Consider the following 13,263-nt stretch of genomic DNA (forward strand, 5'->3'; position numbering starts at 1 on the left):
CCGCCGAACACGAGGCCCTACACGCGATGACCCAGCCGGTCACCGCAGCCCTGAAAACCAGCTAACCAACTCTCCATCAAACCCGGGGCTTGACACCACCACAGCCACACCGGTTTCGGGGTCGCGCCGCTGGGCAGGTGATCGACCTCGAGGCGGATGACGGTTCCCTCGATTGTCGGCAGTGTTTTCGCTGAATTGGTCCAGGCGTTTCGGTGGGTCAGCCGTGGGTGCAGCCGGTTCCAGGCTCGGGCCCACGCGGGGCCGTAGAGGCGGGTGCCGGTGATCGTGGCCGCGTCGGGTTCGCCCCAGGTGGTGGGATCACCGAAGACGAACTCGCCGGCGTGGCGGGGTGGTCGGCCGTTCGTTCCCGCCAGGCGCGGTGGCTCGGCCCGGCGTAGTACCCGGTCCGAGCGCATCCGTGCGAGAACCTGCACGGGCAGATCGGCCAGGAGGAACGCCAGCCGAGGTGCGTCGTAGCCGGCATCGGCCACGATCAGGATGGCTGGGTCACCGGCCTGCCACTGCCGGGCCGCAACCAGACGGCCCACGTAACGCTTTAACGGGCTCTGTTGCGTTGAGGGTTGGCATGATCGAGCCAGGCTTGAGCAGTGAAGTCATCGACCCGCTCTCGCCCCTGGCTGCCTGCGAAGTCGGCGTTCGCCGGGTTCCGGTTCCCGCCGGAGGTGATCGTGGTCGCGGTCCGCTGGTACCTGCGGTTCAACCTCTCGTATCGGGACGTCGAGGAGTTGCTGGTCGAACGCGGAGTCGAGGTCGATCACGTCACCGTCTACCGGTGGGTGCAGCGGTTCACGCCGCTGTTGGCTTACGCCGCTCGGTTCTGTCGCCATTTACCTGGCGATAGGTGGCATGTTGATGAGACGTACGTGAAGGTAAACGGGGTGTGGCGGTACGTGTACCGGGCGGTCGACCAGGACGGGCAGGTCATCGACGTGCTGGTCTCGGCCCGCCGGGATGCCGACGCGGCCCGGCGGTTCTTCCGCCGGGCGCTGTCGACGTTGAAGGTGACGCCCAGCGAGGTCGTCACCGACGCCGCGCCGGTCTACCCCGGCGTGCTGGATGAGCTGATCCCGCAGGCGTGGCACCACGTCGAACGGCACGCGAACAATCCGATCGAGGCTGATCACAGCCAGCTGAAACACCGGTTGAGACCGATGCGCGGACTACGAACCGACAAGACAGCACAGGTGGTCATCGCCGGGCACGCGTTCATGCAGAACCTTCGACGTGGATACTACGAACTCGCGGTCGACGCCCCGCCGGCCACGCGGGTCGCCGCCGGGTTTACCGACCTCGCCCAAGCGATCTGACCGCGGACCCGACACGCGTTCAACGCGTCCGTCGGTCCCACAACGCAACAGCGCCCCCCGGGCCGAGGCGCTGGCGTGAACACCGCGCTGCGCGACGCCGCCCTGCTCTGCCGTCAACTCAAGCTGGCCGCAGCCGGCGGCAGAACGGTGGTCCAGGCGTTGGCCGATTACGAGGCCGCCATACTGCCCTGCGGGTTCGCCCGGGTCGCCGACTCGCTTCGGGACGGCACCAGCGGCGACGATCGCCTCTACCGGCCGGTGATCGGGCGACTCTCGCTGACGGCGGCGCGCGGCTACTTCGCCCTGACCGGCCGGGTCCCCCGGCTGCGCAAAGTTCGTCGATGGCCTCCCAGCTCGGCGTCCACGCCGTCCGCCGGCTTACCTGCCGGGTTGCTCTTCTTCGCCACCGCAGAAGTATCCACGGCTATCGTCGTGTCGGACATCAGGTGCTGCTCCTTGATCAGGAGTTACACCGTTCTTCTTACAGACCCGGCGTCGGCGGCAATTCACTATGTCGTCGGTGTCAGGAGGGGCCAGACGGCTCGCAGAGTGAGGACGGTGCCGACGACAAGGACGAGGGTGGCGGTGAGGATGGGTGTGAGGGTGGCGAGTCGGCCGGTCCAGCTTCCGATCCGCGGGGAGATGTTGCGATGCAGTCGTTGGTGTAGTCCGACTAGTAGGAGCCCGGCGAGGGTCAGGGTAGCGGCCATACCCAGGCCGTAGGCGAGGACCAGGACGACACCGAACCAGGTTCGGCCCAGTGCGACCGCGCCGAGCAGGACGATGAGCGCGGAGGGGCTGGGCACGATGCCGCCGGCAATGCCCACGCCGAGTAGGCCCGCCCTGCCACCGGCACGGTGATGGTGGTGGAGTCCATGGTGATGTTCGGGTCCATGGTGGTGGTCGTGACCGTGGCTGACACCGTGAGAGTGACGGGACGCCGCGACGTCGGACTTGGCGGTGACCAGGGCATCGGGTGCAGGCCCCGCGAGGACGAGTGTTTGCCGCTGTGCGAGCTGGTGCTTCCTCCGCGCGGGGATCGCTGAGCGGAGCAGGCTCACGCCGATGCCGGTAATGAGTAGGCCGCTGAGGACGCCCAGCCAGCCGAGGAGGGATTCACCGGCCAGGGTCGACGCGGTGGTGAGCAGTAGACCTGCGGTCAGGACGCCGGCGGTGTGGGTGGCGGTGACAGTGGCGCCGACGGTGAAGGCGTCGCGGTAGGTGCCGCGCCGGCCAGCGATGTAGGCGGCCATGACCGTCTTGCCGTGCCCGGGCAACATCGCGTGGGCGCCGCCGAGCAGCAGCGCCAGGAGGGTCGCCAGTACGCCGGCCAGCGGCGTGAGCCGGTCCCTCCCGCTGATCCTGTTGAGTCGGTCGCCCAGGGCGGTCATCGACCGGGTGATCGGGCCGGCGGCGGGAATCACGACCTGGCGCTCTCCGCTGGATGCCGTGCCCGCGCCCAGAGTCTGGATCCGCGCCGAGCGGTGGCTGAGCGGTGACGACAGCGGGTCGTTGGGGTAGGCGCGTAGCTCGTCGGTGACGCTCGTTCTCGGCAGCGGTGAGTCGCGCAGTCCGATGCCGTGGCCGACGGCGGTGGCCTCGTGCCAGCCGACGCGGTCGGTTCGGAAGGTGTCATCGAAGCTGATCGTGGTAGCCCGCCGCAGGTCGGCTGCGGCGGTAAGGTGACATTCGGTGCGCCCGGTAACCAGGTTCGCCGCCCCGGGGCGGTAGGTGAGGTTGCTGGCTCGAACTGTCCACGTCAGGGCCTGCCCGGCTGCCTCGGTGTGTAGGGCGCCTGCCATCGCCGCGCAGGTGGTGGCAGCGTGGGCTGCCGCCTCGGCCGCTTCGATGCTGCCGTTAGTGTCCTGGTCGACCGCGGGTTTTTGCTGCGCGGTGGGTATCTCCGCCTCGTCGAGGACGGCCAGGTCCTCGATCCGGTCGGGATGCAACTGCAGACCGTGATAGTGATTGACGGAAAAGTTTCCCAGCGGGTGGGCGGCGGCCGGAATCGCCGGTGCCAGGGCAAACGCGACCACGATGAAGGTCACAATCGCCGCGCCGCTGGCCTTTCGGCGCCTCATCCGCCGCCACCGAGACTGACGAGCAGGCGACGCGCGATCGGCGCTTGCACGACGTCGAAGTGCGGGTTGATCCTCATCGCGAGGCTGAGGTCGTCGCGAGCCTGCTCCCGGTCGCCGAGGGCGTGCCGGATCACCGCGCGGTGGTAGTAGAAGGTGGCGTTTCGCCAGCCGAGGCGGGTGGCCTGCAGGGAGTAGTCCAACGCCTCGGCGTCACGTCCGTTGCGGTGCAGCGCCCACGCCAGGGCGTCAGCGGTCAGGACGGTGCGGCGGGTGGACCATTCCGCTTGTGCCTCGGTCAGCGCTTCGGCGGGTTGGCCGTGGTCTGCGAGGTAGGTCGCCTGGGTGAGGTGATCGGAGATGCCGTTGACGGCGGACAGTTGCCGGGCCGCGGCGACCAGGTCGTACTGCTGGCGTGCCTGGGCGGGTTTGCCGGCGGCGGTGAGGAGGTCACCGTACTCGATCAACAGTTCGGGCAACGGGAGCGCCTGCACGGCACGGGCGTAGTCGGCAAGGGCTTCGGCGCTCTGGCCGAGCGCGGCGCGCGCCTTACCGCGCCCCGCGTAGAGCTGCTGGTAGGTCGGATCGGCGGTAAGGCCGGCGTCGTATTCCCGCAGGGCTAACTGTGGGTCGCCGTTGTGGAACGCCAACTCGCCGAGATAGTAGCGGCAGAAGGCCCGGTCAGCGGGGCTGCTCGCCTGAGCCAGGGCACGGTTCAGCGCATCGCGGGCGGCCGCGACCAGCCCGCGCTGTTCGAAGTTGTACGAGGCGCGGGTGAACGCCGCGACCCCTGGTTCGACGTCCAGCATGCGCTGCAACTGGATGCGCGCGCCGTCGTAGTCGCCGAGTTCGGTGAGCGCGTCGACCAGCACGCCGTGGACGCTGCCGGAGTGGGGGTTGAGGGCCTCCGCGCGGCGTCCCCAGTCCCGGCCGGCGGTGAAGTCGTGGCGAGCGTTTGCCAACGCCGCCGTGCCGACCATCGCCTTCCAGTTCGTGGTGCTCTGCAACTCCAGCGAGCGCCGCAACGCGCCGTCGGCCTTCGAGTAGTACGACGGGTCACCGGTGATCCGACCCTGTTGCACATAGGCAGAGCCAAGTTCGGCCCACGTCGACCAGTCCTTCGGCACATCAACGAGCCGCCGCTGGGCCCTGGCGATGGCGGATTCCAGGGCGGCCGCACCCGCCTGCGGGCCGGTCCGTGCGGGCGGGGCCACGGTCGGGTTACGGCGCTGACCCGGCAGCTGATTCGTGACGATCGGGGTGCCGATCAACAGCACGACGCCGGCCAGCAGCAGCACCACGGGCAGGCGGGTGAGACCCCGGGACACGACGGACAGCCGACGCCGCAGACCGCTCATGAGCCACCGCCGACAAGGGCGGCGTAGGCGACGAGGTTGTCCCGGTAGCTGCCCGCCCGCCGGTCGAACACCCCGGTGCAGGTGATCAACCGCAGCTCCGCCCGGTCGCTGGGGGCGTAGACCGCACCAGCGGGAAACGTGTCCTTCGGATACTCGTCGAGCCGATACACCCGGAAGCTCAGGACCGACCCGGCGATGTCACGGACCTGAACCTCACTGCCCACCGCCAGGTCCCGCAGCCGGTAGAAGACTGCCGGCCCGGTGTGGGAGTCCACGTGACCGACAATCACCGCCGGTGGGCCTCCCTGCTCTCCCGGCATCGGTCCGCCCGCATACCAGCCGGCCATCTGATAGTCGTCGGGTGCGGGCAGCGCGCCGTCCGGTTGACGGGCCAGATCGACCAGGGGGGACCGCACCCCGATCGACGGAATCGACAGGTCCGCCGGCTGCGCGGGCGAGTCCGAGCCGCTATGGCCCGGACGCGGATCCAGCGGTGCAGCCGGCGCGCCCAGCGGCGCTGCGGCCGTCGCCCCGGGCGCTTCCGTCAACGGTCGCTCGAACGCCGACAGCGCGACGGTCATCAGCACGATGAGCCCTCCAACGATCACGAGCAGGGCGCTCGGGGATAGCCGCGGCGGCAGTGCGGCCAGCCGGACACCGCTGAGCAGACGTGTGGGATTCATGGAACGTTCTCCCGCCTCAGGTCGGCTGATGACGGTCCGGCCCCGAACAGGGTCGCCGACGGCTTCCGCCCGACCGGTCTTCGACGCCAGGGAGTGGCGCGGCCGACTGGCCGCGCCACACCCCTCGATCAACTGCTGACCGGGCGCGAGACGGTCAGCCGGTGACGGCGGCGGCTGACCAGCAGACCAGCGCCGAAGCAGGCCGCCGCGGCGATGCCGCCGGCGACCCTGACCCAGACGACGCCCGTCGAGGCGGTGCCGCCGGCGCCGCTGGGCACGCCGCCGGAGGGCATCCCGTCGGCGTCGATCTGGTTCACCGCCACGTTGCTGGGCAGCGCCAGATAGGGGAACGTGTTCCCGAACGGCACGTTGTTCGTGTTGACCTTGTCCCCGGCGGCGAGCGCGGGCACCAGCTGCCCGGTCTGCGCCGCGCCCTCGAAGGCCTGCAACTCGATGTCCAGCACGTCGTCGGTGAGCCGGCGTCCGTTCGGGAAGCCCTGCAGGTCACCGCCGAGCACACCCAGCCGGTTCGGGTTGGCCGTCACCGGCACGCTCATGTTCAGCCGCAACTCCTCCGCCGGCACGAACGCCTTGGCGTCCACGTCCGCGTTGAGGATCTGCGAGTTCAGATCCGCCTGGATCGGCGGCGTCGACCCGTCCAGAGTCGGCGCGTTCTTCGCGATGCCGGTCAGGAAGATCTCCGCGAGGTCGTTGCGCGGTGTGGCCGGCGCCGGAATGTTGTAGATCTGCTCAATCACCCGCGGCAGCTCCGGGTTGAGGACCCGGTCGATCAGTTTCTGGTTCTTGCTGTCGTCCGCCGGCGTGCTGGCGTTGAAGCCATCCTTCTGGTTAGCCGCCGGCACCAGCTCGTTGACCAGCGGGTTACCCAGCCGCGACACCTGCACTTGATCCCCGCCGGCCTGGGGATCCTTGACCTGCATCCCGGGCTGCGAGGTGGCGCTCCACACGCCGATCACCGGGTTGCGGGTGTCGTCAGCGTTGAGCGCCAGCGCCGACTTGGGCACCTGCAACGCGACGGTCTGCACGTTGTAGCCGGCCAGGGTGTCCTGTCCCCGCTCGGACAGATTCGCGCCGTAGATCAGGTCGAACACCCGCAAGTCAAGGAAGAACGGATCCTCGGCCTGGCCCGCGTACGTCTGACCGCCGCCCTCGACCGACGTCACCGCCTGCTGCCGCAGCCGTCCGTAGTCCGGCATCGACGCCGGCCCCACATTCGACGGCGCGACGATCCCGTCGCGCACCAGCACCCGCGACTGACCACCCTTGACCTCGCTGAGGGTGTAGGTCTGCTTGAACAGCAACGTCGGATCGTTCAGGTTGTTGACCACACCGTTGTTGTAGAGAAACGTGGTGCCATCGCGCTTGTCATCGTTGGCGAACACCCACCGATAAGTGACGTCCGCCCGGGCGTCACCGTTGTTGTCGATGTTGATGTCATACTGGGCGCCCGGCTTGAAAAAGTAGAAGTTCGGCCCCCCGTTGGGCTCCTGAAACGGCAGCCAGTTCGCGATCAGCGTGACCGTGTCCTGCTTGTCGGGACTCACGAACGCATACACATCCGTGTTGTCCACCTGCGGATCACCCGCGATCAACGGCGCCTCCCGGTGACTCGACGCATCGGCCACCTCCGACACCAGCCCCGCGCCACCAGTACCGGCGACCAACGCCAGCGCCGCGGCGCCGGCATACCACGCCAAGGCACGCCGCCCCGGACTTGTGAATACCGCACCACGCACGTCCCGGCCCCCATCCCCCCGTGTGATCAAAAAGGAACTTGACCAGTGCCTATCCCATCCTCGATTCAACAGGGGCCGACGGTGGACGGGAGGCGAAACCTAAAACCCCGGCAAGCAACACGCACGTCGCTCGTCGCGGAACGGTTCGTCGCGGCGACGCCTCAGCCGCTGGGGAAGCGCACGGCCAGCACGCCATCACTGCGATGCCGGGAGCTGGCGACGTCGATGACGACGATCCCAGTCGTGGTGCTCACCCAGACGCGAGAGTTCCCGCCGCCACGTGTACGTGGCCACCACGCAACACGGCATGTGACGCGTCTGCCGCGGTACGCGTCACCACCGGCCAGGGGCGACGGTGTGGATCGGACCCACCGACAAGGCAGGCGAGCTGCGCCAGCGGCGTCAACAGACGCCAGCGGCCCGACGGCAGGCCGAGATCGACCACGGCGTCCCGGCGGGAGTGTGGATCTAACGGTGTTTCCGGCCTGACCCGCTAGGCGTTGTGCCTGGTCAGGAGGGTGCCGTGATGGCCGCGACACAGAACAACGGGACCGAACGGAAGAAGCGGTCAGAGCCGTCGGCGGAGGCGAAGGCTGCCGCCGAGCTGGTCCGGGCGGCCAAGGAACAGGGCCTGTCCCTGACGGGCCCGGACGGGCTGCTGAAGCAGTTGACCAAGACGGTCCTGGAGACCGCGCTCAACGAGGAGATGACTGAGCATCTCGGCTATGTCAGACACGAACCCGCCGGCGCCGCGTCGGGCAACATTCGCAACGGCACCCGCTCGAAGACGGTGCTGACCGACGCGTCGGGGTCGGTGCAGATTGACGTGCCGCGGGACCGGGCCGGCACGTTCGAACCGCAGATCGTGCGCAAGCGGCAGCGGCGCCTGTCGGGGGTCGACGAGGTCGTGTTGTCGCTGTATGCCAAGGGTTTGACGACCGGGGAGAGTGCGCCGTGAGGCGCTGTTGGATTGTGTGGAGGTGAGAGACCTTCTCCGTCGGGCCGTCGCAGCGGTCTGGCGAAGCTGGGGGCAGCCTGATCCGGGAGGTGCCGGGGAGGGTGGCAAGCGGCCCTGACAACGCCGGGGCGTGTCAGCACTGCCAGATGGTGCGGGTCCGGCAAGCGAATCGGAAAGGCATACGCGAGGAACCGGCGTTTACGTCTCCTAAGTGGTCACCGGCTCGAACCTGGCGGATCTGGGCCGGTCGCGGTGCGCACCTGCTCTTTCATGACGGGCGGGGAACTCCTGAGCGGGGATTTTCACCTCCGCAGGGAGGCCATGGTGAAGGTCTGCGGCGTAGCCGTGGCGATGCCGCGGGGACAAAGTCGGGTGCCTCCTTCGATGAGCGATCCAGCAGTGAACACGGGAACCGCGCGGCGAGGCTCCCGACGGCGGGCAGCCAGCCCGATGGTCGGGATAGGCACATCGTCTGCTGAACGCGTCGGGCGGGGCGGAGCCGTCGTAGTACTCCGAGGTCGGGAAAGCCGACCACATGGGGAAGGACGGCAGCGGTTTCGAGAAGGAAGGACGCTGTAATGCCGAAAGACGCGCCACCGAACGGCGGCGCCCCACCGGAACACGTCCGTGAGGACGGGTTCGGGTGGGTATCGGGGATGCAGACCAAGCTTCACCGTTGGGCTGCGGCTGATCCTGGCCGCAGGTTCGACGACCTGTTCAACCTCGTGCACGACCCGGCGACGCTGATCGTGGCGTTCGAGCGAGTCGCGGGCAATACCGGGGCGCGTACTGCCGGTTCGGACGGCCTCACGGTCGCCCGGATCGAGCGGGAGGTCGGTGTCCCGGCGTTCCTGGACGGCATCAGGTCGGCGGTCAAGGACGGTTCGTTTCGTCCGCAGCCGGTGCGGGAACGCAAGATCCCCAAGCCGGGTGGGTCGGGCAAGGTCCGCAAGCTGGGCATCCCGACCGTTGCTGACCGAGTCGTGCAGGCCGCCCTGAAACTCGTCCTGGAACCCATCTTCGAGGCGGATTTCGAGCCGGTCTCGTTCGGGTTCCGGCCCAACCGGCGAGCACACGACGCGATCGCCGACATCCACCTCTTCGGCAGCCGAGGCTACCGCTGGGTGCTGGATGCCGACATCGAGGCGTGCTTCGACACGATCGACCACACGGCCCTGATGGACCGAGTGCGGCATCGGGTCAAGGACAAGCGTGTGCTCGCGCTGGTCAAAGCGTTCCTCAAGGCCGGCGTCCTCACCGAGCTCGGCGAGGAACGCGACACCCCGACCGGCACGCCGCAAGGGGGCATCCTGTCACCGCTGTTGGCCAACATCGCGTTGAGTGTGCTCGATGAGCACCTTCACCGCGAGTGGAAGCCCGGCGGGCGGATGTCGACGGAGAATCGGCGCCACCATCGGCGTGATCGTGGTCAGGCGACGTGGCGACTGGTCCGCTACGCCGACGACTTCGTCGTCATGGTGTTCGGCACCCGAGATCACGTCGAGGCGCTGCGCGGGGACGTCGCGGCCGTGCTCGCTCCGCTGGGACTGCGACTGTCGCCGTCCAAGACGCGGATCGTGAACATGGCCGATGGGTTCGACTTCTTGGGCTTTCGCATCCGGTGGAGACGCAAGATGGGCACCCGCGACCAGTGGCACGTCTACACGTTCATCGGTGACCGGCCAGTCCGGTCACTGAAGGACAAAATCCGTGCCCTGACACGCAGGTTGTCACAGCAAGACCTGGGAGAAACGCTGATCCGGATCAACCAGATCACGCGTGGCTGGGCCAACTACTTCCGGCACGCCGTCGCCAAACACACCTTCGACCGGCTCGCCTACTTCATCTGGTGGCGAGTTGTTCGCTGGGCCAAGGCCAAACGACGCTGGAGATGGAAGGACGTTCACCGCTGGCTGCGCACCCCGACCGGGTGGCGGACCATCACGGCGGACGGGATCGAACTGCACAACATCGCGTCGACCGCCGTTACTCGGTATCGCCGTCGCAGCAGAATCCCCACCCCCTGGGCAACAACGGAACCAGCCTGACGGCAGAAAAACCGTGGAGAGCCCGTTGCGTTGAGAGGCGCACGGCGGGTTCGGCGAGCGGTCCGCAGAAACGGGCCGGTGGCAACACCGGAACCGCGCTGCGGGCCGACTCAACTCTCGGCGCACTTCGCCGAGATCTACGGAGCGTCGGTGTCGAAGGAGACGATCTCCCGGATCACCGACAAGGTGATCGAGGAGATGACCGACTGGTCCCACCGCCTCCTCCGGAGATCCGCGAGCTCGAAAAGCTGCTGACTGCTGCGGTCGCCGAGACAGCGCCGCAGCTACTGGACCTCTTCGGCGTCGGCCACGACAGCGCAGCAACCCTGCTCATCGCCGCCGGCGACAACCCCGACCGGCTGACCGGCGAAGCAGCCTTCGCAGCCCTCTGCGGTGTCAACCCCGTCGAACGATCATCAGGCAAGACCCAGCGCCGTCGCCTCAACCGCGGCGGCAACCGCCAGGCCAACGCCGCACTGTTCCGCATCGCCCTGACCAGACTCCGGGCCGACCCCCGCACGCGGGCCTACGTCCAACGACGAACCACCGAAGGCCGAACAAAACGAGAGATCTTGCGCTGCCTCAAGCGCTACATCGCCCGCGAAATCTTCAAGATCGTCATCGGAGCCCTCTCGCCCACCACAACTTGACAAACATAGGGGCATCGAGCTGGCCGCGTTGAAGTGTCTGTACCTGGTGACCCGGTCCCTGGTCCCCACCGGCGTCGGCAGAGCCCGATGGACGATGCGCTGGAAACCCGCGTTGAACGCCTTCGCCATCACCTTCAGCGACCGCTTCCCAGCCGCTGAAACCTACTAACCAAGATCGCCGAAAACACCGTTAGCGAGACAGCCCCTCAGCCGATGAGAATGCGGGCGCCATTGCTCGACGATCTTGCCTGCGTCTCCTATTCCATTCGGTAGCGGGCGAGGCACTCCTGCGTCCAGCTGGTGTGACGCTCGCGCAAGCGGGCTGCGGTCAGATCGCTGCGGCCGAGGTCGTGGTAGTTGGGGAGCCAGGTCTCGACGGTGCGGTAGGAGTTGTCGAGGGCGAACAAGTCCCACAGCGCCAGGTCGGGCACAGCTGCTGCTGCCGCTTGCTCGTACGCCGCCAGGAATATCTCAGCCGAGTCCGGGCCGTGCAGCAGAGTCAAATCAAGTCGGCACCAGCTCACGTCGAGGCCGCGTGGCGCCTGTGCAGCCCCTGACCAGTCGACGACGCCAGTGATTACCTCCTGCTCCCACAGGACATTGCCGGACCAATAGTCATAGTGCGTCAGAACGGGACTTTGACCGGCAAGGCGATGAGCATGGGCAGCCAGGATCGATGCGGTAGGCCCCGCGTCGACGCCGGCAGGGGATGAGGCGGATGCTGCTGCCATACCGTCCCGGAGCCCGGTGAGCCGGGTGAGCGGCACGGCGTGGATGCGGGCCAAGACCCGTCCTAGCTGTTCGGCTGCCCCCCGCGAGGAGACGGACATGATGTCGGCGCGGCCGGGCAGCCGGGTGATCAAGATGGCCGGTTCACCGAACCGATGACCGGCGGGATCCACGTCCACCACCCTCGGAGCCCAGCCGTCCAAGCCGTCGAGAGTTGCCAGCACGCCGGCTTCCCGCGCGGCGGCGTCGTCGCCCGGCGGGAACCGGCGCAGCACCATCTCCCCCGTCGGGCGCTCGGTCCGTAGCAGATGGGTGGCGGCGTGAGTGCCGCCGGTGAGTCGCCGAACGGTGCGCGCGGAGGCACCCGGACCGGCGACTTCAGCGGCCCATGCAACGGCTGATGAAGGAGGCTGCGACTCGGTCACCGCGTCATACTGCACGATCCGTCTTGCGCTGACCATCAGGGCCCCGGCAAAGTCGTGACGGTGTCTGACTTGTGGGGCTTGGAGTGGAAGTGCCGCTGTTGGTGGCAGCAAGACGGGCATGACCGGCTCAGAAGATCATCAAGGTTCTCTACGCCATGCTGATCGTTCGAAGTGAGTCATGCCCACGCTGCCATCATCGCTGATCTCGTCCCTGTCCTGCGCACCGGCTCTGACCGTGCCGGAAACCGCCGGTGGGCTACTCGAAGCGCTCGCCGGTCTGCCTGATCCACGGGCCCGCCGAGGTGTCCGGCACCGGCTGACGGTCGTGGTCACCGCGGCGGTGTGTGCCGTGGTGGCCGGCTATCGCTCGTACGCCGCGATCGCCGAGTGGGTCGCCGACGTTCCGGCAGCCACGGCTCTCGCCCTGGGTATGACTCCTGAGCGGCGCCCGTCGGAGGCGATGATCCGTCGACTGTTGCAGGCCATGGACCCGCAGCTACTGACCGCGGCGATCGGCGTCTGGCTCGCTGGCCGGGCCGACACCACCTCGACGACCGGCCGGGCGATCGCCGTGGACGGCAAGACCCTGCGCGGCTCCCGCACCCCCGACACCACCGCCCGGCACGTGATGACCGCCTGCGACCAGGCCACCGGCGTGGTCCTGGCCAGCATCGACGTCGACGGCAAGACCAACGAGATCACCCGGTTCGCACCGCTGCTCGACCAGATCAACGACCTACGCGACACCGTGGTCACCGCCGACGCCCTGCACTGCCAACGCGAGCACGTCACCTACCTCGCGCAACGCGGCGCCCACTGGATCCTGACCGTCAAAGGCAACCAACCCCACCTGCACGCCCAGCTCACCGCACTGCCCTGGCGGGCAGTCTCCGACGCCACCCGCGACACCGACCGCGGACACGGCCGCCGCGAGATCCGCAGCCTGAAGATCCTGACGATCTCCACCGGCATCGACTTCCCGAACGCCGCCCAAGCCATCCAGATCCGCCGCCGCAGACGCCGCCTCGACCAGCCGAAACGGTTCACCACCGCGACCGTCTACGCCATCACCGACCTGCGCGTGCACCAGGCCAAGCCGGCACAACTGGCGGCGTGGATCCGCGACCACTGGTCGATCGAGAACAAGGTCCACTGTGAGTCGGCCTGGGGCGCGGTGCCGGGATTACTCCCGGTCCGTTTCCCCAGGCCGCTCTCCGAACCCGGCGTGCCTGTCTCCAGGCACCGGGCT

The 13,263-nt window shown here is 68.1% G+C and carries 10 protein-coding genes and 5 pseudogenes; 8 read left to right on the forward strand and 7 right to left on the reverse strand.

Annotated elements, in window-relative coordinates:
- Positions 1–95: 95 nt before the first annotated feature.
- A pseudogene (locus ACFYPS_RS35900) lies at positions 96–599 on the reverse strand (transposase); the annotation flags it as partial.
- Positions 600–638: 39 nt separating this feature from the next.
- Here ACFYPS_RS35900 and ACFYPS_RS35905 point away from each other — a divergent pair.
- Together ACFYPS_RS35905 and ACFYPS_RS35910 are read left to right on the forward strand one after the other, a co-directional pair.
- Entirely contained in the window at positions 639–1,328 is a 690-nt protein-coding gene (locus tag ACFYPS_RS35905) for an IS6 family transposase (protein ID WP_387330882.1), read from the forward strand.
- A gap of 54 nt (positions 1,329–1,382) precedes the next feature.
- Positions 1,383–1,661 (forward strand): annotated as a pseudogene (locus ACFYPS_RS35910) (FAD-dependent monooxygenase); the annotation flags it as partial.
- Here the strand turns inward: ACFYPS_RS35910 and ACFYPS_RS35915 are convergent.
- The 5 genes from ACFYPS_RS35915 to ACFYPS_RS35935 all read right to left on the reverse strand — a co-directional run bounded on the left by ACFYPS_RS35915 (position 1,622) and on the right by ACFYPS_RS35935 (position 7,039).
- Complete coding sequence (locus tag ACFYPS_RS35915; RefSeq protein ID WP_387330863.1) at positions 1,622–1,771, reverse strand: hypothetical protein; 150 nt, start codon at positions 1,769–1,771, stop codon at positions 1,622–1,624. The pseudogene ACFYPS_RS35910 and the gene ACFYPS_RS35915 sit on opposite strands and share 40 nt — an antisense overlap.
- Before the next feature lie 66 nt (positions 1,772–1,837).
- Positions 1,838–3,409 (reverse strand): hypothetical protein, encoded by a 1,572-nt coding sequence (locus tag ACFYPS_RS35920; protein ID WP_387330866.1) that lies wholly within the window; start codon positions 3,407–3,409, stop codon positions 1,838–1,840.
- Positions 3,406–4,764: a tetratricopeptide repeat protein gene (locus ACFYPS_RS35925; RefSeq protein ID WP_387330869.1), complete on the reverse strand. Its 1,359-nt coding sequence runs from the start codon at positions 4,762–4,764 to the stop codon at positions 3,406–3,408. The genes ACFYPS_RS35920 and ACFYPS_RS35925 overlap by 4 nt, the downstream gene beginning before the upstream one ends.
- Positions 4,761–5,447, reverse strand: coding sequence for a class F sortase (locus ACFYPS_RS35930; RefSeq protein WP_354968784.1), 687 nt, complete (start codon positions 5,445–5,447; stop codon positions 4,761–4,763). The genes ACFYPS_RS35925 and ACFYPS_RS35930 overlap by 4 nt, the downstream gene beginning before the upstream one ends.
- Before the next feature lie 128 nt (positions 5,448–5,575).
- Positions 5,576–7,039: a DUF4331 domain-containing protein gene (locus tag ACFYPS_RS35935; protein ID WP_387330872.1), complete on the reverse strand. Its 1,464-nt coding sequence runs from the start codon at positions 7,037–7,039 to the stop codon at positions 5,576–5,578.
- Between the two features lie 691 nt (positions 7,040–7,730).
- On the opposite strand from ACFYPS_RS35935, the pseudogene ACFYPS_RS35940 reads away from it, so the two are divergent.
- From ACFYPS_RS35940 to ACFYPS_RS35960, 5 genes and pseudogenes are all read left to right on the forward strand, one after another.
- Positions 7,731–8,150: pseudogene (locus tag ACFYPS_RS35940) on the forward strand (transposase); the annotation flags it as partial.
- A 737-nt stretch (positions 8,151–8,887) separates the two neighbouring features.
- A complete protein-coding gene (ltrA, locus tag ACFYPS_RS35945) occupies positions 8,888–10,210 on the forward strand; it encodes a group II intron reverse transcriptase/maturase (RefSeq protein ID WP_387330874.1) in 1,323 nt (440 codons plus the stop codon).
- A gap of 111 nt (positions 10,211–10,321) precedes the next feature.
- A pseudogene (locus ACFYPS_RS35950) lies at positions 10,322–10,441 on the forward strand (transposase); the annotation flags it as partial.
- Between the two features lie 101 nt (positions 10,442–10,542).
- Positions 10,543–10,860 (forward strand): transposase, encoded by a 318-nt coding sequence (locus ACFYPS_RS35955; protein ID WP_387330885.1) that lies wholly within the window; start codon positions 10,543–10,545, stop codon positions 10,858–10,860.
- Between the two features lie 4 nt (positions 10,861–10,864).
- Positions 10,865–11,029, forward strand: a pseudogene (locus ACFYPS_RS35960) (IS256 family transposase); the annotation flags it as partial.
- Between the two features lie 88 nt (positions 11,030–11,117).
- Here the strand turns inward: ACFYPS_RS35960 and ACFYPS_RS35965 are convergent.
- Positions 11,118–12,014, reverse strand: coding sequence for a phosphotransferase family protein (locus ACFYPS_RS35965; protein ID WP_387330877.1), 897 nt, complete (start codon positions 12,012–12,014; stop codon positions 11,118–11,120).
- A 178-nt stretch (positions 12,015–12,192) separates the two neighbouring features.
- Here ACFYPS_RS35965 and ACFYPS_RS35970 point away from each other — a divergent pair.
- On the forward strand, positions 12,193–13,263 hold a 1,071-nt coding region (locus tag ACFYPS_RS35970), incomplete at its 3' end, for an ISAs1 family transposase (protein ID WP_387330880.1).

Origin of the sequence: Micromonospora sp. NPDC005087, from assembly GCF_042872965.1 — a bacterium.
Lineage (GTDB): Bacteria > Actinomycetota > Actinomycetes > Mycobacteriales > Micromonosporaceae > Micromonospora.

What these genes read in the sequence shown, in the direction of transcription:
- ACFYPS_RS35915 (WP_387330863.1), bottom strand. Translation starts at nt 1,771, where the DNA reads ATGTCCGACACGACGATAGCCGTGGATACTTCTGCGGTGGCGAAGAAG.
- ACFYPS_RS35920 (WP_387330866.1), bottom strand. Translation starts at nt 3,409, where the DNA reads ATGAGGCGCCGAAAGGCCAGCGGCGCGGCGATTGTGACCTTCATCGTG.
- ACFYPS_RS35925 (WP_387330869.1), bottom strand. Translation starts at nt 4,764, where the DNA reads ATGAGCGGTCTGCGGCGTCGGCTGTCCGTCGTGTCCCGGGGTCTCACC.
- ACFYPS_RS35930 (WP_354968784.1), bottom strand. Translation starts at nt 5,447, where the DNA reads ATGAATCCCACACGTCTGCTCAGCGGTGTCCGGCTGGCCGCACTGCCG.